The organism is Streptomyces sp. NPDC026417 (assembly GCF_055567695.1).
The window spans coordinates 78,453-102,401 of record NZ_JBVHPY010000021.1 but is presented as its reverse complement, the minus strand read 5'-3'; the positions used below and the strand labels follow the sequence as shown (position 1 = coordinate 102,401).

18 protein-coding genes are annotated in these 23,949 nt (G+C 72.0%); 6 read left to right on the top strand and 12 right to left on the bottom strand.

Annotated features, from left to right (window positions below; genetic code table 11):
* Window positions 1-184: 184 nt before the first annotated feature.
* From ACZ4NT_RS29265 to ACZ4NT_RS29255, 3 genes are all read right to left on the bottom strand, one after another.
* Window positions 185-1,834, bottom strand: a complete 1,650-nt coding sequence (locus ACZ4NT_RS29265; RefSeq protein WP_467728290.1) for a purine-cytosine permease family protein — start codon at window positions 1,832-1,834, stop codon at window positions 185-187.
* A gap of 725 nt (window positions 1,835-2,559) precedes the next feature.
* Window positions 2,560-3,594: a cell envelope lipid trafficking protein PgfA gene (gene pgfA / locus ACZ4NT_RS29260; protein ID WP_467728289.1), complete on the bottom strand. Its 1,035-nt coding sequence runs from the start codon at window positions 3,592-3,594 to the stop codon at window positions 2,560-2,562.
* Between the two features lie 218 nt (window positions 3,595-3,812).
* On the bottom strand, window positions 3,813-4,433 hold the full coding sequence (locus tag ACZ4NT_RS29255; RefSeq protein ID WP_121407763.1) for a TetR/AcrR family transcriptional regulator: 621 nt from the start codon (window positions 4,431-4,433) through the stop codon (window positions 3,813-3,815).
* Window positions 4,434-4,659: 226 nt separating this feature from the next.
* Between ACZ4NT_RS29255 and ACZ4NT_RS29250 the strand changes: the two genes are divergently transcribed.
* From ACZ4NT_RS29250 to ACZ4NT_RS29235, 4 genes are read left to right on the top strand one after another with little or no spacing between them, the layout of a single operon-like run.
* On the top strand, window positions 4,660-6,138 hold the full coding sequence (locus tag ACZ4NT_RS29250) for an MFS transporter (protein WP_467728288.1): 1,479 nt from the start codon (window positions 4,660-4,662) through the stop codon (window positions 6,136-6,138).
* Window positions 6,139-6,142: 4 nt separating this feature from the next.
* Entirely contained in the window at window positions 6,143-7,318 is a 1,176-nt protein-coding gene (locus ACZ4NT_RS29245; protein ID WP_467728287.1) for a thiolase family protein, read from the top strand.
* Window positions 7,315-9,354, top strand: a complete 2,040-nt coding sequence (locus tag ACZ4NT_RS29240) for an AMP-binding protein (protein WP_467728286.1) — start codon at window positions 7,315-7,317, stop codon at window positions 9,352-9,354. Before ACZ4NT_RS29245 ends, ACZ4NT_RS29240 begins: the two co-directional genes overlap by 4 nt.
* 35 nt (window positions 9,355-9,389) lie before the next feature.
* Window positions 9,390-10,268 (top strand): MBL fold metallo-hydrolase, encoded by an 879-nt coding sequence (locus ACZ4NT_RS29235; protein WP_467728285.1) that lies wholly within the window; start codon window positions 9,390-9,392, stop codon window positions 10,266-10,268.
* On the opposite strand, the gene ACZ4NT_RS29230 is transcribed toward ACZ4NT_RS29235, so the two are convergent.
* The 9 genes from ACZ4NT_RS29230 to ACZ4NT_RS29190 form a co-directional block, all read right to left on the bottom strand.
* Complete coding sequence (locus ACZ4NT_RS29230) at window positions 10,207-11,013, bottom strand: thioesterase II family protein (protein WP_467728284.1); 807 nt, start codon at window positions 11,011-11,013, stop codon at window positions 10,207-10,209. The genes ACZ4NT_RS29235 and ACZ4NT_RS29230 overlap by 62 nt on opposite strands.
* Complete coding sequence (locus ACZ4NT_RS29225; protein ID WP_121407757.1) at window positions 11,010-12,119, bottom strand: alpha/beta fold hydrolase; 1,110 nt, start codon at window positions 12,117-12,119, stop codon at window positions 11,010-11,012. The genes ACZ4NT_RS29230 and ACZ4NT_RS29225 overlap by 4 nt, the downstream gene beginning before the upstream one ends.
* A complete protein-coding gene (locus ACZ4NT_RS29220; protein WP_467728283.1) occupies window positions 12,116-12,388 on the bottom strand; it encodes a hypothetical protein in 273 nt (90 codons plus the stop codon). Before ACZ4NT_RS29220 ends, ACZ4NT_RS29225 begins: the two co-directional genes overlap by 4 nt.
* A complete protein-coding gene (locus ACZ4NT_RS29215; RefSeq protein WP_121407755.1) occupies window positions 12,385-12,621 on the bottom strand; it encodes a phosphopantetheine-binding protein in 237 nt (78 codons plus the stop codon). Before ACZ4NT_RS29215 ends, ACZ4NT_RS29220 begins: the two co-directional genes overlap by 4 nt.
* Window positions 12,618-14,552: an HAD-IIIC family phosphatase gene (locus ACZ4NT_RS29210; RefSeq protein WP_121407754.1), complete on the bottom strand. Its 1,935-nt coding sequence runs from the start codon at window positions 14,550-14,552 to the stop codon at window positions 12,618-12,620. Before ACZ4NT_RS29210 ends, ACZ4NT_RS29215 begins: the two co-directional genes overlap by 4 nt.
* Window positions 14,549-15,571 (bottom strand): 3-oxoacyl-ACP synthase III family protein, encoded by a 1,023-nt coding sequence (locus ACZ4NT_RS29205; protein WP_467728282.1) that lies wholly within the window; start codon window positions 15,569-15,571, stop codon window positions 14,549-14,551. Before ACZ4NT_RS29205 ends, ACZ4NT_RS29210 begins: the two co-directional genes overlap by 4 nt.
* Window positions 15,571-18,624 carry a type I polyketide synthase gene (locus ACZ4NT_RS29200; RefSeq protein ID WP_467728281.1) on the bottom strand — a complete coding sequence of 1,018 codons (3,054 nt, stop codon included), beginning with the start codon at window positions 18,622-18,624 and terminating at the stop codon, window positions 15,571-15,573. Before ACZ4NT_RS29200 ends, ACZ4NT_RS29205 begins: the two co-directional genes overlap by 1 nt.
* A complete protein-coding gene (locus ACZ4NT_RS29195) occupies window positions 18,621-18,950 on the bottom strand; it encodes an acyl carrier protein (protein WP_121407751.1) in 330 nt (109 codons plus the stop codon). The genes ACZ4NT_RS29200 and ACZ4NT_RS29195 overlap by 4 nt, the downstream gene beginning before the upstream one ends.
* Window positions 18,951-19,080: 130 nt before the next feature.
* Complete coding sequence (locus tag ACZ4NT_RS29190) at window positions 19,081-20,874, bottom strand: fatty acyl-AMP ligase (RefSeq protein ID WP_467728280.1); 1,794 nt, start codon at window positions 20,872-20,874, stop codon at window positions 19,081-19,083.
* A gap of 272 nt (window positions 20,875-21,146) precedes the next feature.
* Here ACZ4NT_RS29190 and ACZ4NT_RS29185 point away from each other — a divergent pair, with 272 nt between their 5' ends.
* A complete protein-coding gene (locus ACZ4NT_RS29185) occupies window positions 21,147-22,043 on the top strand; it encodes a 4'-phosphopantetheinyl transferase family protein (protein ID WP_467728279.1) in 897 nt (298 codons plus the stop codon).
* A gap of 299 nt (window positions 22,044-22,342) precedes the next feature.
* Window positions 22,343-23,944 carry an MFS transporter gene (locus ACZ4NT_RS29180; protein ID WP_467728278.1) on the top strand — a complete coding sequence of 534 codons (1,602 nt, stop codon included), beginning with the start codon at window positions 22,343-22,345 and terminating at the stop codon, window positions 23,942-23,944.
* The last annotated feature ends 5 nt before the right edge of the window (window positions 23,945-23,949 follow it).

The following is a 23,949-nucleotide window of genomic DNA, read 5'->3' as shown; positions in this document are numbered from 1 at the left end:
CCATCCCTTCTCCTGTTTACTCCCCCCCCCCCCCCCCCCTCCCCCCCCCCCCCCCCCCCCCCCCCCCCCCCCCCCCCCCCCCCCCCCCCCCCCCCCCCCGCGGCGATTCACGGTGCCGGGGCGTGTCTGCGACGCTCGAAAACGTGTACTGCAGAAGGCTGGCCGGCGGTCCCGCTCGGTCGGCCTACGGGGCGGCGGGCAGGACGTGGTCGCCGACCTTGTCGGTGCTGAGGCAGAGCGAGCAGACCACGGCGTCGTGGGTGGCGCAGGCGGCCAAGTCCGGGCGTTCGTAAGGCTGGTGGCAGACGTGGCAGTCGAGAACGAGGGCGCTCGGATTGCCGTCGGTTTCGAGCATGGGCTCGGCGATGCCGTCGTCGGTGCGGCGCAGGTAGTACCGGCCCTTGGTGATGATCGCCATCAGCGGAGTTAGGACGAAGGCGATGACGGCGGCGGCGACGGGGGAGTACGGCTGGAGCGTGTCGCCGAGCGCGTGGAAGTACGTCGCGATGGACAGCCCGGACGCGGCAACGAAGGCCACGACACCGACCGGGTTGACCGCGTAGAGCATGCCGCGGCGGAACTCGGGCGCCTGCGGGGAGAGTTTGAGCAGGTACTTGTTGACGCCGATGTCGGTGGCCACGGTGACGACCCAGGCGATCGCGCAGTTCGAGTAGAAGCCCAGGATGTCGTTGAGGAAGCTGAACATGTCCGCTTCCATCAGGGCGAGCGCGAAGCCGAGGTTGACCAGGACGAAGACCATGCGGCCTGGGTAGTGTTTGGTGATGCGGGTGAAGGAGTTGGTCCAGGCGAGCGAGCCGGAGTAGGCGTTCGTCACATTGATCTTGATCTGGCTGATCACGACGAGGACCACGGCCAGCGGGAGCACCAGCCAGGACGGCATCATCGCGTCGAAAGCGCCTTTGAACTGCTGGATCGGCTCGGGCGCCACGTCCGGCCCGACCTCGGCCAGGATGTACACGGCGAGGAAGACACCGATGGCCTGCTTGAGCGCGCCGAGCACCACCCAGCCGGGCCCGGCCATGATGACCGCGGTCCACCAGGTGCGCTTGTTCGCCTCGGTCTTGGGCGGCATGAAGCGCAGGTAGTCGATCTGCTCGCCGATCTGCGCGATGAGCGAGAGACACACGCCCGCGCCCAGCAGCACGGAGGCGGAGTCGACGCCGCCTTCGCCGTCGGTGCCGGCGTAGGAGAGGAAGCGGTCGACGGTGCCCGGGTCGGTGGCGATCAAGTAGACGAGCGGGCCGACCATCAGCAGCAGCCAGACCGGGGTGGTCCACACCTGGAGCTTGCTGAGCGCCTTCATCCCGTAGATCACCAAGGGGATGACCATCAGCGTGGAGACCAAGTACCCCAGCCACAGCGGCAGTCCGAGGCCGAGCTTGAGGCCCTGGGCCATGATCGAGCCCTCGAGGGCGAAGAAGATGAAGGTGAAGCTGGCGAAGATCACGCTGGTGAGGACCGAGCCGTAGTAGCCGAAGCCGGAGCCGCGGGTGATCAGGTCGAGGTCGATGTTGTAGCGGGCGCCGTAGTAGGCGAGGGGGAAGCCGGTGACGAAGATGACGACGGCCGCGACCGCGATCGCCACGAGCGCGTTGCCGGTGCCGTGCGCAAGGCCGATGCCGGCACCGATGGAGAAGTCGGCCATGTAGGCGATGCCGCCGAGTGCCGTCGTGGCGACGACCATGGGGGTCCAGCGGCGGTAACTGCGGGGCGCGAAGCGGAGGGTGTAGTCCTCCAGGGTCTCCTTGACCGCCTGGTCGGCAGCGTCCTTCGTCGTGCCTGTCGTGGTCTGTCGTGACTCGGTGGTGCTCATGGCACGCCTCCCGGTGGGGCTGGGTGCGGGTGCTGCGACGGAGTGGAGAGCCCCGTGTGGCGTCATCGGCAGGACGGGCAGCCGAAGGAGCCGTCATGAGTCGTTCCCGGCGGCCCTGTTGACGGCTCTGATCCCCACGGCAGGTCACGCTAGAGAGAGGGTGTTACCCCTGATGTGCGTTGTCGTGAACACGACGTTTCCCCCGTGCGTGCGCGGTCGGTCGTACCGTGCAGGAGTGGAGTTCCCAGCGGAAGGCGGGCGAGTCTGAGCCCGGGCGACGGAGGCGGACGAGGAGGACGACGCCCTTGCCCCTCGGGAGAGGGGTTCATGACCTCTGGGTTTGCTCAAGTCTGCAGTATCGCCGTGATCTGCGGGGGATGGTGATCTCATCAGTCGGGTTGTGGTCCTGCGGGTTGGTGTGCGGGCCACGAGGCAAAACGGGGGTGGCTTCGGTGGAGCTGTTGGTTGTGGTCGGCGGTTTCGTGGCGGTCGTCGGGCTGTACGGGGCAGTGCTGTGGGGGATCGACGCACGGCGTGAGCGGGAGCATGGCAGCAATAGCCACTGGCAGAACCCGGTCGACCCTGCCGATCACGGGGGTGGCGGATCCGGTCCGCTGTTTGTCGCGGGTGGAGGGGATGGCGGCGGTGGGGGCACTTCATGAGGTGGGGAGGCGCTCCATGGTCGGTGTGGGCGGATCCTCGCGCGTGAGACTCGATGTGCGGACTCACGCGTTGGTGCCGCCGCCCGGCGTGTGCCGGGCCGTCCTCTTCCACCTCATCACGCCGCGTCCATGACGAAGGCCCGCTGTCGTGTCGCCTCCCGGACGGCGTCTCGTCAGCAGGATGGCGCCTGTTGTCGTGAGAGCGAAGCCTGTCGCCGTCGCGGCGAGCGGAACAGTGTGGCCCAGGAGTTGTAGCCGGCCGCTCTCTCTTCTCGCCTGGCTGACCTGGTACTTCTGGGTGGCCTTGGTGAAGGTCAGGTTCGTGCTGTCCAGGAGGACGACGGCGTCCCGTGTCCCACCGGGGGCGCGGAGGGTGCGGCGGGGGCCGAGACGGGCGTAGAGCGAACGGCCCGTGCGCTGGTCGACGACCAGCCGTATGCCGTGGTTGGCGTACCACTCCTCGGCGAAAACGCGCCCGCTGCCCGGGCGTCCGACCAGGGCCCCTGGCACCAGTCGTGTGCCGGTCCTCGTCGCTGGGACGGCGCCCGTGAAGACGTACCCCCGGTAGCCGTGGATCCTTCGAGTGCCCTGGTAGTGGAGCACGACGGTGGCGCCGAGGGTGTTGTCCCACCAGTGGTAGGCCCGTTTCTGTACGTCGAAGGGGAACTTCAGGTAGGCCTCGCCCTCGTGGTAGCCCTTCTCCCCGCAGCAGTGCACGGGCTTGTTGGTCCGGCGGTCCGTCACCCACCGGCCGGTGACGAAGTCCAGGGCGTCGCGCGGGTCCGCGGCAGGGAGGGACTCCTCCGTGTCCACCGTCGTGACCACGTCCCAGACCGCCGCACCGCTGCGCTCGCCGGCCGCGACGTCGCCCCGCACGCGCTGCGTCACCGTGATCCTCCGGTCCGGGACGGTCCGGACCTCGTCGGCGTCGAAGACGCTCCCGGTACCGGTGTAGACGGCGGTCACGTCGATGTCGAGGGGGTTCACGGCAGCGTGCGGCCTGACGTACCACACGAGCATCGCCGCCAGGACGAGCAGGAAGACTCCGGGACCGAGCAGGAACAGCGAGAACGGCCAGGGCAGGGCAGTGCGGCGCATCCGGCACTCCAGAACTGGGCCGCCCGGCCCGCGGGCGGCGCGACGACGTGAGGACAGCGCGCACAGGTGTTGGCGGGGGACAGTAGACCCGCCGCGCCGCCGCGTCTACACATGGGGGTGACAACCCCGCGGCCCGTTCACACATCAGCGGACTCCGACTACGGCAGGGTCACAACTCCGCGGCCGCCGGCGGTCACAAGGTGCCGGTGGTCCGCCCTTCAGCGGCCGGCCGCCGCCAGCGCCGCGAGGACCGCGCGGGTGACACGGCTGATGTAGGCGTCGTCGGTGGGGCCGCCGACCGCCAGCATCCTGAAGTACAGCGGGGCGCCGAACAGGTCGACGGCCAGACCCATGTCGACGTCCCCCGGCAGTTCGCCCCGTTCGATCGCCTGGTGGATCAGGGTTGCCACGGCGGCGCGCCGGGGGGCCAGCACCGCGTCGTGGAGTGCGGCGCTCAGCGAGGGGTTGCGGGCGGACTCCGCCAGGAGATCGGGGATGATCCGGCCGACGAGCGGATGGCGGAGGTCGGCCACGGTATCCCGGACGAAGCGCTCGACGTCGTCGTGCAGCGAACCGGAGCCGGCGGTCACGGGGAGGTGTGCTGCTGCCGCCTCGGAGACGAGCTCCACCACCATCGCCTCCTTGGCGGGCCAACGGCGGTAGAGGGCCGCCTTGCCGACGCGGGCCCGGCGGGTCACGGCCTCCATCGACATCCGGGCGAACCCGGTCTCGGCCAGTTCCTCGAACACTGCCCGTCGGATCGTCTCGGTCACGGTCTCGCGCAGTACCGCGGAGCCCGTGGGCCTGCGGCCGACGTCGTTGCGGCTGGTCGGTTCCACTGCGGGAGATTAGCACTGGACGGAACGGTTGCGTTCCGTTGTGGCCGGGTGTACGTTCCGCCCCGAGATGCGAGACGGAACGGCCCCGTTCCGTTCTGTTCTGCTTCGAGAATGGAGCCCCGGTGACGTTCCTCCCAGGCTGCTTCGACTCCCTTGAACGCGACGGTCACACCAGCCGCGCGTCGGTGTTCTCTCCCGTGCCGCCCGGCCCACGCCCGGTCCGCGCATGACCGTCGCGACGGATCCGCGGGCGGACGCCCCGGACGGTACGCGCCGCCGGGCCCGCACCATCCTGGTCGTGCTGGCGTTGTTCATCGTCGTGAACGCCGCCGACAAGGCCGTACTGGGACTGACAGCCGAGCCCATCAAAACGGAACTCGGCCTGTCTGCAACGGAGTTCGGTACCATTGCCAGCAGTTTCTACCTTCTCTTCAGCCTCTCGGCCGTATCGGTCGGCTTCCTGGGCGACCGCATCCGCCCCCGGCTCCTGCTCGCGGTGCTCGCCCTCGTCTGGGCGGCGGCTCAACTGCCGATCCTCCTACCCGCCACCGGGTTCGGAGCGCTGGTCGCCACCCGGGTGGCGCTGGGAGCGGGCGAGGGGCCGGGCTTCCCACTGGCCAACCACACGGCGTTCACCTGGTTCCCGCCGAAGCGGCGGGCGCTGCCCTCGGCCGTCGTCGTGGCGGGGGGCGCCGGCGGCACGGTGCTGGCCGCCCCGCTGGTGGTTCTGATCAGCAACACCCTGGGCTGGCGTGCCGCGTTCGGCCTGCTGGGCGCCGCCGGCTTGGTGTGGACGCTGGTCTGGCTGCGCGTCGGCGGGGCCGGTCCCTACGCCGCCCACCTGGGCGGCCCCGACCCGGCGGAAGACCGCTCGACGACGGCCGACGGCCCGTCGGTCGACGAGACGGTCCCGGCCGGCGCGGAGAGTGAACGCCCACCAGTCTCTCTTCGGCGGGTCGTCACGACCGGCACCTGGCTCGGCGCGACCTTCTCCACCTTCGCGGTCATGTGGACGCTCTCCCTGGGATTCGCCTGGCTGCCGCTCTACCTCCAGGAGCAGGCAGGCTTCAGCGACGCCGAGGTCAGCGGGATCGTCGGGCTGCCCGCCCTGTCCATGGCCGTCCTGGTCCTCTCCGCGGGAGCCGTCGTGCACCGGTTGCTGCGCGGAGGGGTGGCCGCCCGGGTCGCCCAGGGACTCCTTGGCGCGGTGTTTCCACTGCTCGCCGGTGTGAGTCTCCTGCTGGCGACCCGGGCAGGTCCCACCGCACTGCTGCTGCCCCTGCTGGTTCTGGCGTTCTCCGCGGGCAACGGCCAGACCCCGCTGACCAACGCGGCCGTGGCCGACATCTGCCCCGCCCGACGGCGCAGCGCGGCCCTCGGACTGTCCTACGCTCTCGCCGCCCTCGCCAGTCTGCTCGCCCCCTACGTCACCGGGCGCATCATCGACGCCGCGCCCACCGAGGCGGCCGGCTACAGCCGGGCCTTCGACCTCACCGCCTGCCTGCTGATCGCCGGTGCCGTGCTCTCGGCGCTGCTGATCCGGCCGGACCGGGACGTCGTCGCCCTCGGCGCAGCACCTTCGACGCCGACAGACGGCCCTGCTGAGCTTCCTGCATCCGCGACCCCCGCCGACCTCGCGCCGTCCGCCCCACCCCCCGTCTCCCGCGCGTCCGCCTCGGACGCCGAGCCCTCAGCCAAGGAGTGATCCGGTGCTCGTAGACATCGCCGTCGTCCAAGGGGCGCGTACGCCGATCGGCCGGTACAAGGGAGCGCTTGCGTCGGTCCCCGCGCACCAGCTGGGCGCGCTCGTGATCCGCGAGGCGGTGGTCCGCTCCGGGCTGAGCCCCGAGAGGGTCCACGAGGTCGTCCTCGGCTGCGTGGGCCAGGTGGGCCCCGACGCCTTCAACGCCCGGCGGGCGGCCCTGGCCGCGGGGCTGCCCGTGACGACCACCGCATACAACGTCAACAGGTTGTGCGGGTCCGGTCTGCAGGCCGTCTGGGCGGCGGCCCAGAGCCTGGCGCTCGGCGACACGGACGTCGTCGTGGCCGGTGGCAACGAGTCGATGACCCGGCAGCCGCTGCTCGACTACGGCGAACGGGCTCCCGATGAGGTCCCGGGAGAGCCGGTGGTCGACGGGACGATGTCTCTGGTCACCGATCCCTTCGGGGGATATCCCATGGGCATGACCGGTGAGGTGGTGGCCGAGCGTTGGCGCATCTCACGAGAGCGCCAGGACTGGTGGGCCGCTGAAAGCCAACGCCGGGCGGCCGTCGCGGTCGCCGAGGGACGGTTCGAGGAGCAGATCGTGCCGGTGGTCGTCGGGGACGGGGTGGTGGAGCTGGACGAGCATCCGCGCCCCGGCACGACGGCGGAGAAGCTCGCGGGGCTGGCCCCGGTGTTCTCTGCGACCGGCACGGTGACCGCCGGGAACTCGGCGGGTATCAATGACGCCGCTGCCGCTGTGCTCTTGATGCGCACGGCCGATCTCGCAGCCGGGGCCGTCCCGTTGTGCCGGTTGCGCGACACGGTGGTCACGGGTCTGGAGCCGGAGATCATGGGCGTTGGTCCGGCCGAGGCCATCCGCAGTCTGCTGCGGCGCAACGGCCTCACTCTGGACGCGATCGACGTGGTCGAGCTCAATGAGGCGTTCGCCGCCCAGGTGTTGGCCGTCATGGACGAACTCAAGCTCGACCCCGAGCGCGTCAACCCCAACGGCGGGGCGATCGCCCTGGGGCATCCCGTCGGCGCCACCGGAACCGTTCTCCTGCTCAAGGCGGCACACGAACTGCGGCGGGTTGGCGGCCGGTTGGCGGTCGTCGCCCTGTGCATCGGCGGCGGTCAGGGCATCGCCGCCCTGATCGAGAACCCTGGCCACACGCGATGAGTGGGTATGTGTGGCATCCGACGCCGGAGTTCACCGAGCACGGCAACATTGCGGTCTTCTGCCGCGCCAACGGCATCGATGGCGGCTACCGCGCCCTGCACGCCCGGTCCGTCGCCGATCCCGGGTGGTTCTGGGAGCGGGCCGCGGCGGACATCGGCGTCGTCTGGCACACCCCGCCGTCGCGGGTCTACGACGACTCCGGGGGCATCGCCGCCACCCACTGGTTCCCGGACGGGCGCACCAACCTGGTGGACTCCTGTCTCGACCGGCATGTGCGGCAGGGGCGTGGGCGGGCGCCCCCCCTGCGCTGGGAGCGGGAGGACGGCACGACGGGGGTCCTCTCCTACGAGGACGCGGCCAGCCGTAGTGCGCGGGTGGCGGGGGGTCTGCGTGCCCTCGGGGTGGGGGAGGGGGACCGGGTGGCGGGGTATCTGCCGCCCGGCCCCGAGGCGTTCCTGCTGTTGTTCGCCTGCGCGCGTATCGGTGCCGTGCTGGTGCCGCTGTTCTCCGGGTTCGGCGCCGAGGCCATCGCGGTACGGCTGGCCGACGCCGGTGCCCGGGTCCTGGTCACCGCGGGGGCAACGATCCGGCACGGACGCCGGCATGACATGGAGGCGGTGGCGCGCACGGCTCTCGGGAGGACCCCGTGCGTCACCCGTCTTGTCGTGGCCCGGCGAGAGTCGGGTGCGGTGGACGACGACGGCGCGCTGCCGGAGACCGGGCGGGGGCGTGGTGTGCCGGCCCGCGCGTCGGCGCCCCCACCGGTACGCACCGAGCCGCGGGAGGAGCCCGCCGACGCGGCGGGCCCCGTGACGACGAGTTGGCGCCGGCTCGCGGAGGGCCCGCCCACCGAGACGGTGTCCCTCCCCGCCGACGCCCCCTTCCTGCTGCTGCACACCTCGGGGACCACTGGTCGCCCCAAGGGCGCGATCCACACGCACGGCGGCTTTCCGGTGCAGGTCGGCAGCGAGACCCGGTACAACCTGGACCTGCGGCCGGACGACGTGGTGTTCTGGGTCACCGACCCCGGCTGGATCATGTTCCCGCTGGTCGCCGTCGGCGCCACGCTCGCGGGCGTGAGCCTCCTGGCGTACGAGGGCGCGATCGACCAGCCCGACACGACCCGTCTGTGGCGGCTGCTGGACGACCACGGTGTCACCGTCTTCGGCAGTTCGCCCAGCCTGTCCCGCACGCTCATGAGCCGTGAGCAGACGCAGCCGACCGCACCGTCGCGGCTGCGTCTGCTCGCCTCCACCGGTGAGCCGTGGACCGAGGAGGCGTGGCGCTGGTACTTCACCGAACTCGGCGGCGGATGCTGCCCGGTGATCAACATCTGCGGCGGCACCGAAGTCGGCGGTTCCCTGCTCGCGTCCGCGCCGACGCTGCCCCAGTCGCCGTGCGGTTTCGCCGGACCCTGTCTGGGGATCGACGCGGCGATCGAGGACGACCACGGCGGGCAGCCCCCCGAGGGACAGGCCGGCGAGCTCGTCGTACGGCAACCGTGGCCCGGCATGACCAAGGGGCTGTGGCAGGCGGAAGCACGCTTCGCCCGGACCTACTTCACCCGCAGGCCCGGGCGCTGGTCGCACGGCGATCTCGTCTCCCGCAGCGGCGAGGAATGGTTCGTCCACGGCCGGCTCGACGACGTCGTCAAGGTCGCCGGCAAACGCCTCGGGCCCGCCGAGGTCGAGGACGCCGCCGCTGGTGACCCGGCCGTCGCCGAGGTGGCCGCGGTCGGCATCCCGCACCCCGTCAAGGGCGAGACCGTGTGGTGCTTCGCGGTCCCCGTGGCCGGGCGGCCGTTCGGCGCGCCGGAGGCCGAACGCATCCGCGCCCGGGTGGCGGACGCGCTGGGTGGCGCGTTCCGCCCCGGCCGGGTGGTGGCCGTCCCCGCCCTGCCCAGAACCCGCAACGGCAAGGTGATGCGGCGGCTCCTCCGCGGCCTCGTCACCGGTGAGGCACCGGGTGATGTGACCGCACTCGCCGATCCGGCCGGCCTCGACGCGATCCGTACCGCCCTGCAGGACCACCAGTGAGAGCGGGCCGAGTGCCTGCCGACCGAAGGAGTCCCATGCCGACGATCGACATCCTCCTGCCCGGCTTCGCCATCGACACCGACCAGGGCTACCCCGCGTTCTGCGGAGTGTTCCTGGTACGCGGCCCGGACGCGGCCGGACGGGACCGGAACATCCTCGTCGACGCCGCCCACGTCGGCCGCCGCCCCTTCCTGTGGAACGCGCTGGCCGTGCACGGGCTCACCGCCGGCGACATCGACACCGTTGTCCTCACGCACGCCCACTGGGACCACGTCCAGAACATCGATCTGTTCCCGCAGGCCACTCTTGTCCTGCACCCCGACGAGCGGCGCTACGCGCACACCCCGCATGCCAACGACTGGGCCACGCCCTCCTGGACGGGCCTGCTCCTGGAACAACTGTCCGTCCGCGAGGTCACCGACGGTGAGGACATCATCCCGGGCGTCGAGGTCATCGGCCTGCCCGGACACTCGCCCGGCAGCATCGGCGTGGTCGTCCGCACCGACCTGGGGCGCGCCACGATCACCGGTGACGCCCTGCACTTCGCGTACGTGGCCCGTACCGGACGGAATCCGCTGGTGTTCTGGGACGCCGAGCAGGCCGCATGCAGCATCGAACGGGTGCTGACGGCGTCCGACGTGATCTATCCGGGCCACGACCGGCCGTTCCGGCTCACGGCGGACGGCGGCATCGACTACCTGGAGCCCTTTGCCCTCACGCTGACCGGAGTCCGGCCCGACACCCGGGGACTGCACTTCGCCGACGGTTCTTCCCGCCCGCTGTGGGTGATGCCCGGTGTGGAGGAGCAGCGCACGCTGTATGAGAAGAACGCCGACTCCGCCACCCGGCGGATCAGCCGGGTGCCGCGCGTGGTGGGTCCGGCCGCGCCGACAGCGGGGCCAGAAGCGAGGTGAGCCGGTCGAAGAACGGGTCGGGTGCCTCCCGCGGGAAGAAGTGACCGCCGGGGACGGTCGTCCTGCGGAACGAGTCCGTGTACTGCGCCCAGGCCCCGACCCCGTCGGGGGTGACGAGGGGGTCGTCCGCGCCCGCGAACGCCTCGACATGTACCGGCAGCCGGGCCCGTTCGTCGTCCGGGTCCGGCAGCCCCGCCCGGTGGGCGGTCGCGCAGATCCGCAGGTCGTCGCGGAGGACGGGCAGCAGCACGCGCAGCCAGTCCTCCCGGTCGAGGAACTGAGGGCTGAGGCCGCCGAACTCGACCAGCAGCCTGGCGAGTTCCCGGTCGTCGTACTCGTCGGGTGGCGGCAGCGTCGATGAGACGTGCGGAGCCGCGTACGCCCCGAGGAACAGGACCTCGGGCGGCCGGCCGCCCGCCCGCAGCCGGGCCGCCGCCAGCGCGAACGCCACCATGGCTCCCATACTGTGGCCGTAGGCGGCCCAGGGGCCCGCGTCGAGCAGGGGCGCGAGTTCGAGCCCGAGCGCCTCGACGGCCTCGCCCGCGTCCCGGAAGCGGGGCTCGCGGTAGCGCGCCTCGCGCCCCGGCAACTGCACCGGCAGGACGTCCACGCCCGCCGGCATGCGGGCGGCCCACGAGCTGAAGAAGGAGGCGCCGCCGCCCGCGTGGTGGAAGCAGAACAACCGGAGCCGGGCGTCCTCGCGGGGCGTCCGGCCGAGGCAGGACACGGCGGCCGCGGCGGTCATACGGGGGCTCCGCACGAGGTACCGGCCAGGCGGCGGCGGGCGCGCAGCAGCCGGGCCCGGACCGAGGCGGCCCGGCGTACACCGCTCGCCGTGCCGATCATGCGCAGCGCCTGCGACAGCAGCCACAGCCTGGTCTCCGCGGCCTGCTCGGGCCGGCTGCCGAGGGTGTCGCTGTGGACCAGGCGCAGGTGCGGCACGGTCCGTTGCAGCAGTTGTACGTCGGAGGGCGGCGCGACGGCGTCGTCGCGGCCGGCCGCGCAGGCGAGCGGTGTTCGGAGCAGGGTGAGCCGCTCTTCGTCCAGGCCCCAGTCGGCCAGGGCGGCGGGGAGCCGGTCCAGCGGGGTGCGGGTCGCGTGCGAGAGGGCCAGTGCCGTCAGGCGGGGCAGTGGGGTTCCGCGCGCGGCGCGGGTGAAGAAGTCACGCACCGGGGCCGCGGCGGTGGCCAGCCCCCGGACGCGGTCGTCCTCCAGCGCGTACCGCAGCGCCAGGTGCCCGCCGAAGCCCAAGCCCACCACGCAGGTCCGGGAGGCGTCGGCGGCCTGGCCGAGCAGGTCGAGGAGATACCTCAGCATGCGGGTGCTGTCCGTTCCGTAGGTGAGGAGGTTCTCGCCCACGCCGGGCAGCTCCGTGACCACGACCGCCGCGCCGAGCCGGTCGGCGTCCGCGAGGAGCGGCGCCCACTGCTCCTTCGTGGAAGTGACGCCGCCCAGCACGAGGAGCAGCGGGAGGCGGTCGCGCCGCGACAGCCCGGCCGCCCAGCACGCGAACCCCGATCCCTCGAAGGGCAGGTCGATCCGGGAGATCCCGCGCACGCGGGTTCGCCAGCGGTCGAAGGCCGCCACGGCGCCGCTCTGGGCGGCCTGCCGCGCGGGCCCGTCCACGTAGGGGAAGCGGGCCATCGTGTAGTGGCGCACCGCGTCCAGGTCGCGGCCGCGTGCCTCGGCGGCCTGGGCTAGGGAGGACCACTCGTGGGTCCAGTCGCCCGGGCCCCCGTCCTTGGTGTCCGGGCGCAGCGAGCGCAGCACCCGGTGGACGACGTCCGCGGGAACGCCCTGGGCGTAGGCGTGGGGCAGGGCTGATGCGCGCAGCTCGGAGAGGGGAATCATCGTGCGGCTCCCTTCTTGTCGGGGAGGCCGGCCGGTTCGGCGGCCCGGGGCGTCGCGGGGGCGCGTGTCCCTGTCCCGGTGGGGCCGCCCGCTTTTGTTCTCGGCCTGCGCGCGGTGGCGACGAGGCGGGTGAGGCCGTCCCGCAGCGCCCGGCCGAGCCCCGGGGAGAGGAGGAGGTCCACGGGGGTGTCCGGGAGCAGGGCGTGCAGGTGCCGGTCCGTGCCGGGTCCGGCCTGTTCGGCCACCGGGTCGCTGCGGTGCCCGGTCACCGGTTCACCACCTCGTACATCTGACGGAACGTCCGGGTCTCCAGCAGGTCGACCACCGGGACGCGTCCACCGACGAGGGTCTCCACCACGGTCACCAGCCGTAGGAGCAGTACGGAGTCCCAGTCGGCGAAGTCGTCCAGCGGGCGGTCCAGGTCCCCGGGGCCGACCTGGAGGCCGAGTTCCTCTTCCAGGAGGGTGCGGAATGCGTCGATGTCGGCGAGGGCGGTGGTCATACGGGATCTCCGTCGAACGGCCCGAATGCGGCGTGCAGCAGCAGATGGGCGGGGGCGGGTGCGGGGTCGGCCAGGTCGTGCCGGAAGACGACGGCGTTGCGGTCGTCCGGGTCGGTGCCGGTGACGGCGAAGCCGTGCTCGGCGTAGAAGGAGGCGAAGGCGGAGTTGCGCGGGGAGGGCGCGTAGCGGCCCGTCACGGCGCGCGCGCCGGTGTTCCGGGCGTGCTGCAGCACCGCCGCCACGCAGGCGCTCTCGATGCCTCGGGAGAACACCCGGCAGGACAGTACGAAGTTGTCGATGCGCAGTACCTCGGCGTCGCGCCGTAGGAACAGGGCGCCGACCAGCCCGTGGTCGCCGAACCGGTCGCGTGCCCGCACCGCGATCACCTGCCGGCCCGCCTGCCGCATCCGGGCCGTGACCGCGGGCACCTGGAGGCGCTCGGTGGCGAGGTGGAACTGGTTGGTGCGCAGCGTGAGTTGGGAGACCCGGCCGATCTCGGACTCCTGCGGCGGCCGCAGGGCGACCTCCAGCCCGATCCCTTCGAGATAGTCCTGGTAGGAGCCGAAGTCCTCGCGGAAGTCCTGCCGCAGTGCTTCGGTGCGGTAGCGTCCGGCGCGTTCCAGGTCGGCTTCGGTGAGCTCGAACAGGTCGAACCAGCCGTCGGCGAGCAGCGCCGAGGGATGCAGTGCGGGCTCCTCGTCGACCCGGACGACGGCGACTTCGGGCAGCTGCTCGGCGACCAGGCCGCATTCGAAGGGGCTGTCGTCGACGAAGACGAAGCTGTCGAGGCCGAGCCCGAGCCGGTCGGCGATGTCACGGAGATTGTCGTGCTTGGCTTTCCAGTTGGCGTTCACCCGCACGAAGGCGTCCTCGCGCAGCACCATGGCGGGATGGCCGCGCAGCATCTCGTGCACCGCGTCGGAGTCGTTCTTGCTGCTGACGGCCAGCAGCAAGCCCTGCGAGGCGAGTTGCCGGAGGACCCGCTGGAACTCCTGGAACGCCTCACCCTTGAGGCCGGCTCCGAGCTCCACACCGGCGGGTCCGTCCTCGCCCAGCACCCCGCCCCACAGTGTGCCGTCCAGGTCCAGCACCAGACACTTGCGGGTGCGGCCCAGCCGGGCGCGTGCGACATGGGCGGCCTCGCGGGCGTAGGCGGCGAGCAGCGCGTCCGACAGCCGGGCCCGCGCGTACTGGGCGGTGCGTGCGTCCCAGGCGGGAACGCCTTCGGCGATCAGCGGATCGAGATCCACCGTGACCACGCCGGGATGCTGCTCGGCGAGGAGCAGCAGCCCGCGGTTGAAGTCCCGCCACACCGCGCCGAGCCGTGCCCGGGAGCGCAGGTCGAGAAGCTGGTGGCTGTGACGGCGGGGCAGCGGCACGGTGTTGAGGACCAGCAGGCCGTGCCCGGACTCCTGGTGGACGCGCACCGCGCCGGCGATGAGGGACAGCCGGGCGCGGGCGGCGGCCTCGACGTCCTCCACCCGCCAGGGCACGGTCACGTCGTCGAACACCGTGTGCGCGTCGAGCAGGCACAGCGTCAGCTGCGGCTGGTCCTCGCCGGCCGCCGCCGGCCTCATCAGGTCCTGGAGATACGAGCCGTAGGGGCTGACCTGTGCTTCCAACAGCAGTCCGTGGCGCGCCAGTTCGGCGGTCAGGGGGGCCACGAGGGGAGCCACCGTGGAGTGTCCCGTGACCTTGACGGTGACCACTGGCACGTCGGTGTGACGGCAGACTTCCTGGGGGTCCAGCCGAGCGAGCAGCTGCCCGGCGGCCGGCAGGTCTCCCGTCGGCATACGGGCCAGCAGGGTCCTGACCCGCCCGTACTCGGCGGCCAGGACGCCCGCCCGGTGCAGGGCGCGCAGGGCCGGCAGGGCGCCGGGGTCCAGCCAGGTGGCGGGCGTGTCGGCGACGCGGTTCTCGGTCTCGGTCATGAACGCTCCAGTGCGAGACCGGACTTGATCCACTTGCTGGACTCGATGGCGACTGCGATCGCGCGCCCGGGGCCGTCCCACTGCCGCAGCAGCTCGTCGAGCTGGAGGAACGGCAGGGCGTTGCCGTTGTTGCCGACGGTGCGCACCACGTTGACGCGGCGGGCGTCCGGGGCGGGCATGCCCGCGGAGATGCGGTCGCTCATCCGGCCGGAGAGCTGTGGGGGCAGCAGGAAGTCCACTCCGTCGGCGCCCCAGCCGAGGTCGTCCAAGAGCTCCCAGAAGGTCTGCTGTGCCATGACCGGTACGGCCTCCTCGATGGCCTTGTAGTCCTCGAAGACCGCGGCGCGGTCGCTGTACCGGTCGCCCAGCCCGAACCAGTCGATGACCTGGCCGGGCTCCCGGCCCAGACCCACCAGCCGGTTGAGGACCTGGCGGATCTCGATGCCGTGGCCCAGGGCTTCGGTGCTCAGGACGGCGGCGCCGGCCCCGTCACCGAACAGGACGTAGTTGACGAGTTCGGCGGAGGTGCGGCTGCCGGGGTCGAAGTCGGTCTCCAGGTGCTTGGCGCAGACGTCGCCGCCGATCACCAGCACGGTCGCGCAGCGCCCGGCCAGCAGGAGGGTGCGGGCCACGTCCAGTGCCTGGATGGCGCCCGCGCAGCCGGACTGGAGCTGGTAGGTGGGGACGTTGTCGATGCCGAGCCGGTCGGCGACGAGGTTCACGGTGGCGGGCATCAGGTGGTCCGGGGTGGCCGTGCCCATGACGACGCAGTCGACGTCGCCCGGTTCCAGGCCGGCTTCCGCCAGGGCCCGGTCGGCGGCGGTCGTCGCGATGTCGGCCAGGCTGTGGCGCACCTGGCCGGTGGCGAGATCGACGGCGAAGTACCGGCTGACGTTGCCGATGAACATGTCGGCCCAGGTCGCGTCGACCCCGACGAGTTTCGCCAGGGTCGCGTTGTCCACCGGGTCCCCGGGCAGGCAGGTGCCGACGGAGGCCAGGTATGCGGTGGGAGAGGACATCAGCGGTTTCCTTCCGCGGTGGCGGGTTCAGCGGCGGCGCCGCCGTCGGTGAGTCGACCGCGCAGGTACCCGACGAGGTCGGCCAGGGTGCGCAGGTGGGCGAGGAGGTCTTCGATCGGGAGCGGGCCGAGCTGTGGCAGGGCGTCCTCGATGCGGGTCTTCAGTTCCATGACGCGGATCGAGTCGAAGCCGAGGTCCTCATGCAGCCGGTCGTCGTCGCGCACCTGCCGTGGGTCGTGCCCGCCGACCCGGCACACCAGACGGCGTGTCAGGGCGGCGAGAGGGTCGGGCGGATCTCCCGCCCGGGTCGGCGGGCACTGGTCCCCGCGGTCCGTGCCACTCGGTACCGCGGAGGTGTCCGCACCGCTGGGGGCGGGCGGCGCGGACGGTTCGGGGTGCTCCGGCGCGGCTCCGGAGCGCCAGGAGCGGAACGACTCGTCGAACAGGTACGGCGGCAGCCGGCGGGGCACCCGGTCCGCCTCGGCGTACAGCAGGTCCCAGTCAGGGGTGAGTCCGGCGCCCCACAGTTCTCCGAACAACTGCTGAGGGCGGTGCCCGGGCGCGTGGTCTCCGGGATGGGCGCTGTGCAGGCTCACGGTGTGGCCGCCGTCGGCTTTCAGCCGCGACAGCAGCGGGGTGAGGATGGCACGCGGGCCGATCTCCACGACGTGGCTGACGCCGGCGGCCAGGAGAGCCTCGGCGGCCTCGGCGAACCGTACCGGCTCGGTGATCTGCCGGGCCCAGTAGTCGGCGTCCATGGTTTCCGGACAGGTCAGTTCACGGCCGTGGACCGTCGAGAAGACGGGGAGGAGGGGAGGCCGGTCGGCAACCTCCGCGCACACGCGCCGGAAGTCCTCGACCACGGGTCGCATCAGCGGCGAGTGGAAGGCGTGGGTGACGGCCAGCTGCCGTGCGGCCACCGAGCGCTCCGTCAACTGCTGTTCCAGCGAAGCAAGTTCGTCAAGGTCACCGGCGACCACCGTGCGGCGCGGTCCGTTGACGGCGGCCACGCCGAGCCGGCTTCGTTCCACCAACAGCGCCTCGACCTCGTCGGCGCCCAGGCTCACCGCCAGCATCCCGCCGTCCTCGGGGAGCTTGTCCATCAGCTCCCCGCGGCGGGCCACCAGCCGGGCCGCGTCGCCCGGGTCCAGGGCGCCGGCCGCGCAGGCGGCGGCGAACTCGCCGATGCTGTGCCCGATCACGGCCGACGGGGTGATGCCGGCCTCGGTCAGGACGGCGGCCAGCGCGTATTGGACGGCGAACAGGGCGGGCTGCGCCAGCCTGGCGCGGTGGGCATCGGTGTCGCCGTCGAGCACCAGGTCGCGTACGGACCTGCCGACGTGTGGGGCGAGCAGCTGGTCGATGTCGTCGAGGTGACGGGCGTAGGCGGGGCTGGAGCGGTACCAGGAGGCGGTCATCCGCGGATGCTGGGAGCCCTGCCCGGTGAACGCGAACGCCACCGAGGGACCGCGGCGCCCGCCGTCCACCCGCGCGGACTGCTCGGCGCGTCCCGCCGCCAAGCGCAACCCGGCCACCAGTGTGGGCAGATCGGTCGCGGCCACGGCCGCCCGGTACCCCATCCGCGACTTGACGCGGTTGCTGCTCCAGCACAGCTGGGCCAGCTGGTTCTCCGGACGGCGGGCGAGCGCGTCGGCCTGTGCCAGCAGGTTCGCCCGCAGCCGATCCGGCGTGCGGGCGGAGACGGTGAACACGCCGGGTGCCGGGCGGGGACTGCGGTGCACCGAGCGGGGAGCCGAGGCAAGCACCGCGTGGGCATTGCTGCCGCCCATGCCGAAACTGCTCACCGCCGCGTGCACGGTGCCCGACGGCAGCCTGAGCGGTGACCTCAGCAGCGACAACCGGCGTGTCGCGAGATCCAGTTTCGGGTTCTCGTCATCGGCGAACCTGCTCGGCGGCACCGTGCGGTGGTGCAGCGCCAGGACGGCCTTGATGAGTCCGGCGATTCCCGCCGCGCCCTCCGCGTGCCCGAAGTTGCTCTTCACGGAGCCGAGCGCGACGCTGCCGCCGCTGCGGCCGCTGGTCAGTTCACCGAGGGCCTGCGCCTCGATGAAGTCGCCCAGCAGGGTGCCGGTGCCGTGCGCCTCCACGAAGCGAATGTCGTCGGCGGTGACGCCGGCCCGCCGCCACACGGACTCGATGAGCTGGTGCTGCGCCCACCGGTTGGGTGCGGTGATGCCATTGCTGCGCCCGTCCTGGTTGATGCCGGTCTCCTTCAGCACGGCGTACACCGGCTGGCGGTCCGCCAAGGCGTCAGCGAGCCGGCGCAGCACCAGCACCGCCACGCCTTCGGCCCGGCCGATTCCGTCGGCGGCGGCGCTGAAGGGTTTGCAGCGGCCGTCCGGTGCCGAGAGGCCGGCCTGTGTGTAGAAGATGTTGATGACCGGCGTCATGATCAGGTTGGTGCCGGCGGCGAGCGCGTGGTCGCACTCGCCGGCGCGCAGCGAATTCACGGCCAGGTGGACGGCGACGAGGGAGGAGGAGCAGGCGGTGTCCACGGCCAGGCTCGGACCTTTGAGGTCGAGGTGGTAGGAGACGCGGTTGGCGCCCATGAAGTAGCCGTTTCCGGAGCCGTGGCGGGCGGTGATCCGGTCGTAGTCGGCGAGTTGCAGGAAGGCCCACTCGTTGGCCATCACGCCGACGAAGACTCCGGTGTCGGTGCCGGCCAGGTCCTGCGGGGCGAGCGCGGCGTCCTCGATGGCACGCCAGGAGCTCTGCAGCAGCAGGCGTTGCTGGGGATCCATGGCGGCGGCCTCGCGCGGTGCGATCCCGAAGAAGCCGGGGTCGAAGGCGTCGGGGTCGGCGAGGAACCCGCCGCGCACGGTGTTGCTGCGGCCCGGGGGCCGGACTTCGGCAGCGCTGTGTCCCGTGCCGGGTGCGGCACCGTGGTGGCGGTCGGCGTCCCAGCGTTCGGCGGGCACCCGCTGGGTGCCGTCGCGTCCGTCCATGAGGAGTGACCAGTACTCCTGGGCGTCGCGGGCTCCGGGGAAGCGGCAGTCGAGGCCGACGACCGCGATGGGTTCGCGTGCGGTCATGAGGGCTCCTGCTGGTGCTTGGCCTTCTCGGCCAGGAGGTCGGCGAGATGGTCGGCGATGGCGTGGACGGTCGGGTAGTCGTAGGCGATGGTGGGCGCGACCGCGATCCGGTGGTGTTCCTCGATCTCCCCGCAGATGCTGATGGCCGCGACCGAGTCGATGCCGTAGTCGGCGAGGGGGGTGTCGGGGTCTATGTCGTGGGCTGCCCGGTGCAGGTGGAAGGCGACGCGCTTGGTCAGCCACGCCTCGAGGTCGGCGGCGTCGTCGTGCGTCAGGAAGCCGTTCAGGAGGCGGGAGGTGGTGCCTGTCACGTGGGCGGAGCTCATGGCGGCTTCTCTCTTCGGGTCTCGGTGGCGGAAGGGGCGGGTGTCTGCGCCGGCTGCGCATGCGCGGTTCGGCAGCGGTTCGGAGCACGAACCGGGGAAGCGGGTGCCGGTGCCGGCTCCGGAGCCGGTCTCAGTGGTGGGGCGCCCCGGCGGCGGTGGGCTCGGGTGCCGGGTCCGCGGCGGGCAGAAGGGCGGCGACGGCCGGTTCCAGGTGTTGGTGCAGCACGGGCAGCGCGCCGTCCAGGAACATGCGCCGCATGAGAGTCCGTTGGGTCTTGCCGCTGGTGGTTTTGCGGATCACGCCGGGGCGTACCAGCACCACGTTGACGGTGGACAGCTGGAACTGGCGGCTGAGGAATGCCCGCACCGAGGCTGCGAGCGCGGCCAGCCCCGCCGCGTCACCGGCCGCGTGCGGCCTCAGTTCCTGCACCACGACCATGTGGGTGCGATCGGAGGTCTCGTCGGTGACGCAGAACACGGCTCCGCCGCCGCGCCGGAAGGCGTCCGCGGACTCCTGGACGGCCTGCTCGATGTCCTGTGGATAGAGGTTGCGGCCGTTCTGGATGAGCATCTCCTTGATCCGCCCCGTGACGTACAACTGGCCGTCCAGCAGTGCCCCGAGGTCGCCGGTGCGGAAGTAGCCGTCCCGGCCGTCGGCCGTCGACGCCTGGAAGGTCTCGGCGGTGAGCGCGGGTCGGTTCCAGTAGCCGGCCGCCACCGACGGCCCGCGCAGCCAGATTTCGCCGACCTGTCCTCCTGGCAGGACCCGCAGGGTCATCGGGTCGACGATCAGGACCTCGGTGTCCTGCGGGCGGCCGCAGCTGACGAGGGTGCGGGTGGGACGGTCGGTGCGGGCGGGCCGCAGCTCGTCCTGCTCCAACGCGTGTGTGTCGACGCTGAGTTCCAGGTGCGGAGCGTCGGGGTCGTCACCGGAGACGAGGAGCGTGTTCTCGGCCAGGCCGTAGCAGGGCAGTACGGCCTGGGGGCGAAGGCCGTTTCCCGCGAAGCGCCCGATGAAAGCGCGCAGGGTGTCGGCGCGCACCGGTTCGGCTCCGTTGAGTGCGACCCGCAGGCTGGACAGGTCCAGCCCCGCGGACTGCTCCTCGGTTACGCGTCGTACGCACAGTTCGTAGCCGAAATTGGGTGAGGCGGTGCCCTCCACCCGGTAGTCGTGGATCATGCGCAGCCAGCGGACCGGCTGCTTGATGAACGAGATCGGTGACATTTGCACGCTGGTGCCGCCCACCCACAGCGGCTGGAGCGTCATGCCGATGAGGCCCATGTCGTGGTAGAGGGGCAGCCAGCTCCCCGCCACAACGCCTTCGGGTGTCTTCATGGCCGCGCGGATGGACTCCTGGTTGGCGGCCAGGTTGGCGTGGGTGACCATCACGCCTTTGGGTTCGCTGGTGGAACCGGAGCTGTACTGGAGGAAGGCGACGTCGGTGTCACGCACTGGGGGCGGGGTCCACAAGTCGGGGTCCACGCCGTCGTCCTCGCCGGAGCCGGTGGCCAGGCACGCCACGTCCTGTTCTCCGGTGGCGGCCAACCAGGCACTGATGGCCTGCCGGTAGCCGGGCAGCGTCAGCACTGCCCCCACTTTGGCGTCCTGGAGGATGCCGCTGACCCGGGCCAGGCGTTCGCCGGGCTCGTCGGGCAGCGGGGCGGGGATGGCGGTGCGGCCCGCGTAGAAGCAGCCGAGGAAGGCCGTGACGAAGTCCAGGGTCGGCGGGTAGAGCAGTAGCACCGGGCGGCGGGGGTCGCCCTTGGACGCGTCGCGCAGGCGGGCGGCCACGAGGCGGGCCCGGCGGTCCAGTTCCGCGTAACTGAGTTCCTCGGCCCGCATGTCCGGGCCGTCCTCGTGCAGGTAGATGAACGCGGCACGGTCGGGGTGGTTTCGGGCGCCTGCGCGTACGGCGTCCGTCATCGTTCGGTGGTCAGGCTGGTGCGGCACAGACAGTCCTTTCCGCGGTCGGTGACCGGTGCGATGCAGCGCCTCGGAAGGCACCGAGTGCCACCGGTGTGTTCAGCCTTGAGGTGCCGTGAAAAGCAGACGTAAAGCCAAAATTGGTGCGCACGTCACGGGTTCGGGGTTCTCGGGACGGCCGTCACCCGAACCGATACAACGGTGTGTGCACGGAACGGCACGATCAGTGCTGGCACGCAGTGCCTGCCGAACCGATGAAGGAGGCCGCCCCGATGACGGACAGGGACCGGGTCTGCGAGGAGAAGGCAGGCAGAGGTCGCGTCCCCGACGCGGGCCCGCTGCCCGAGGCTCTCGACGCGGGCCGGCCGTACGGTGCCGGTGACGCGGGCCCGCTGCCCGGGAGCCGGGTGCCGGGCGAAGGGATGCTCGCGCCCGGGCCTGTGCCCGCCTCGGACCGGCACGCGGTCCAGGAGGCCGTAAGGCGGCGCGGCCACGTGGTCTGCCACGGCCGGCTCGGTGACTGGGAAAGGAGCGCCCACGCCGGGTCCGCGCTGCGTGCGGTGCTCGGTCCGGACTGGAACCGCTACCACGCGGCCCGTGAACCCCTTGTACGGGCACGGCTGTTGGGCTCCCGGCTGCTGCTGCGGTACACCGTGGCCGTGGTCAGCGGCACCGATCCGGACCGGGTGGTCGTGGACCGTGACGACCGCGGCCGGCCGGTGCTCCTTCGACCCGCCGGGCTGGATGTCAGCATCAGCCACACGTCGGACCGATTGGTGGTCGGCGTCGCACGCGGTCGCCGGATCGGAGTGGACGTCGAGGCGTGGGACCGTCCTCTGCTGGCGGCCGGACTCGCCGAGAGGTTCTGTCACCCGCTCGAACTGGCGGAGTTGCACGCGCTGCCACCCGCCGAGCGGAACCCGGGGCTGGTCCGGCTGTGGACGCTGAAAGAGGCGTACACGAAGGCGCTCGGCGTGGGACTGGCACTCGATTTCCGGCGCCTGCGCCCTCGGCCCGGCCCCCGGGACGGTACCTGGGGGCTGGGGGCCACGGCACCGGGCTGGGACCTGCGCTGCGACCGAGTCGAAGGGGGCTTCCTGATCGCCGGGGCGGTAGAGCCGTACGGGGTAGGGCGCGATGCACAGACGGGCGCCGCGGCGAGGCTGTGATGTGCGGCGACAGCCGTGACGCCGGCGGTGCGCGCTGTGCGGAGGGTGCGGGGCGGGCCGGCGGCAGCACGAACCGTACGCGGTGCGCTCGGGGCGGGCTCGGCGATTGAGGCGGGTCTCGGGGCCCAGTGGCCGGTCGGGCGGACGAGGCGCCGTCCGCCCGACCGCCGAGCAATCGAGTCAAGTCTGTATCGATACACCGTTGACTCGATTGGTGGGCGGGTCTAGCGTCGACGGGACACGGCACAAGCACGGCACCCGGCTCACGCACCCCCTCTTCCTTCCGAGGAGCGGTATCCGTGACAACTCAGCCCCGCCCCAAGCCCGTCGAGCAGCCCACCCAGTCCGCCCACCCGCACCGGTGGCGCGTCCTCGCCGTCCTGCTGGTGAGTCTCCTGCTCGTCGTCCTGGACACGTCGATCCTGAACGTGGCCCTCAAGACGCTCGCCGAGCCGGCACCGACCGGCCTCGGGGCCACGCAGAGCGAGCTGCAGTGGTCGATCGACTCCTACACCCTCGTCTTCGCCGCCCTGCTGTTCACCACCGGCCTCCTCGCCGACCGCTGGGGTCGCAAGCGCACCCTGCTCGCGGGACTCGCCGTCTTCGGCGGCTGCTCTCTGTGGTCCGCCTCCGCGCAGAGCGCAGGCGAACTCATCGTCGCCCGGGCGGGACTCGGCGTGGGCGGCGCCCTCGTGCTGCCCGCCACCCTCGCGATCATCATGGCCGTCTTCCCGCCCGCCGAACGCGCCAGGGCCATCGGCGTCTGGGCGGGGGCGGCCGGGCTGGCCGTCGCGTTGGGCCCCATCACCGGTGGCGCGCTGCTCGAACGGTTCTGGTGGGGCTCGGTGTTCCTCATCAACCTGCCCGTCGTCGCGGTCGGCGCCATCGCCGCGGTGCTCGTCGTGCCCGAGTCGCGCGATCCTCGAAGTGCCGGCTTCGACCCGCTGGGCGTCACCCTGTCCGTCGCGGGCCTGGCCGTCCTGGTCTACGGCGTGATCAAGGGCGGCGAGTCCGACGACTGGACTCGCGCCACGGTATGGGGTCCGATGCTCACCGGCCTTGCCGTGCTGGCCCTGTTCACCCTCTGGGAGCGCCGCTGCGCACGTCCCGCCCTGGACCTCGCACTGTTTCGGGATCGCCGCTTCTCCGCCGCCGTGGCCGCGATCGGCCTGATCTTCTTCGCCCTGCTCGGTGCGACCTTCTTCCTGGTGTTCTACCTGCAGAGTGTGCGGGGCTGGAGCCCGTTGGAGGCGGGCTGCCTGCTGCTGCCTCTGGCGGTGGCCCAGTTGGCCTTCTCGCCGCCGGCGACACTGGTCGCCAAGCGCCTCGGCGCCCGGCCGGTGTGCACGGGCGGCATGCTGCTCACGTCGCTGGCGTTCCTCGTCGTGGCCACCGTGGACGAACACACCAGCGTCTGGGTCCTCGAATCGGTGCTGTTCGTCATGGGCGTCGGCATCGCCTGCGTGATGCCCCCTGCGACCGCCGCCGCGATGTCCGCCGTCAGCCGGGACCGGGCGGGCACCGGAGCGGCGGTCAACACCACCTTCCGGCAGGTGGGCGGCGCGCTCGGCGTCGCGGTCCTCGGGTCGGTGCTCTCCGTCGCCTACCGCTCCCACATCGACGACCACCTCGCGCCGCTGCCCGCGCCGCTGCGGGCCACGGCGCGGGAGTCCGTCGCCGCCACCCTCACTGTCGCCGACAAGCTGGGCGATTCCGCGCTCGCTGCCCGGGCCGACGACGCGTTCGTAGCGGCCATGCACCTCACGGCCCTGGTCGCCGCCGGCGTCACCTTTGCCGGAGCCCTCGTCTGCCTGATCCTGCTGCCATCCCGCACACGTGCCACGGCACCCGGCCCGCAGGCGGCCGGCACCCCTCGACAGATCCACCCCACGGAGGTCTGAACCGC

Bases quoted from the DNA above. Each gene is read 5' to 3' on its own strand.
- ACZ4NT_RS29230 (WP_467728284.1), bottom strand. From the start codon at position 11,013: ATGACCGCCGCGGCCGCCGTGTCCTGCCTCGGCCGGACGCCCCGCGAG.
- ACZ4NT_RS29250 (WP_467728288.1), top strand. From the start codon at position 4,660: ATGACCGTCGCGACGGATCCGCGGGCGGACGCCCCGGACGGTACGCGC.
- ACZ4NT_RS29265 (WP_467728290.1), bottom strand. From the start codon at position 1,834: ATGAGCACCACCGAGTCACGACAGACCACGACAGGCACGACGAAGGAC.
- ACZ4NT_RS29225 (WP_121407757.1), bottom strand. From the start codon at position 12,119: ATGATTCCCCTCTCCGAGCTGCGCGCATCAGCCCTGCCCCACGCCTAC.
- ACZ4NT_RS29190 (WP_467728280.1), bottom strand. From the start codon at position 20,874: ATGACGGACGCCGTACGCGCAGGCGCCCGAAACCACCCCGACCGTGCC.
- ACZ4NT_RS29185 (WP_467728279.1), top strand. From the start codon at position 21,147: ATGACGGACAGGGACCGGGTCTGCGAGGAGAAGGCAGGCAGAGGTCGC.
- ACZ4NT_RS29210 (WP_121407754.1), bottom strand. From the start codon at position 14,552: ATGACCGAGACCGAGAACCGCGTCGCCGACACGCCCGCCACCTGGCTG.
- ACZ4NT_RS29205 (WP_467728282.1), bottom strand. From the start codon at position 15,571: ATGTCCTCTCCCACCGCATACCTGGCCTCCGTCGGCACCTGCCTGCCC.
- ACZ4NT_RS29240 (WP_467728286.1), top strand. From the start codon at position 7,315: ATGAGTGGGTATGTGTGGCATCCGACGCCGGAGTTCACCGAGCACGGC.
- pgfA (WP_467728289.1), bottom strand. From the start codon at position 3,594: ATGCGCCGCACTGCCCTGCCCTGGCCGTTCTCGCTGTTCCTGCTCGGT.
- ACZ4NT_RS29200 (WP_467728281.1), bottom strand. From the start codon at position 18,624: ATGACCGCACGCGAACCCATCGCGGTCGTCGGCCTCGACTGCCGCTTC.
- ACZ4NT_RS29195 (WP_121407751.1), bottom strand. From the start codon at position 18,950: ATGAGCTCCGCCCACGTGACAGGCACCACCTCCCGCCTCCTGAACGGC.
- ACZ4NT_RS29235 (WP_467728285.1), top strand. From the start codon at position 9,390: ATGCCGACGATCGACATCCTCCTGCCCGGCTTCGCCATCGACACCGAC.
- ACZ4NT_RS29215 (WP_121407755.1), bottom strand. From the start codon at position 12,621: ATGACCACCGCCCTCGCCGACATCGACGCATTCCGCACCCTCCTGGAA.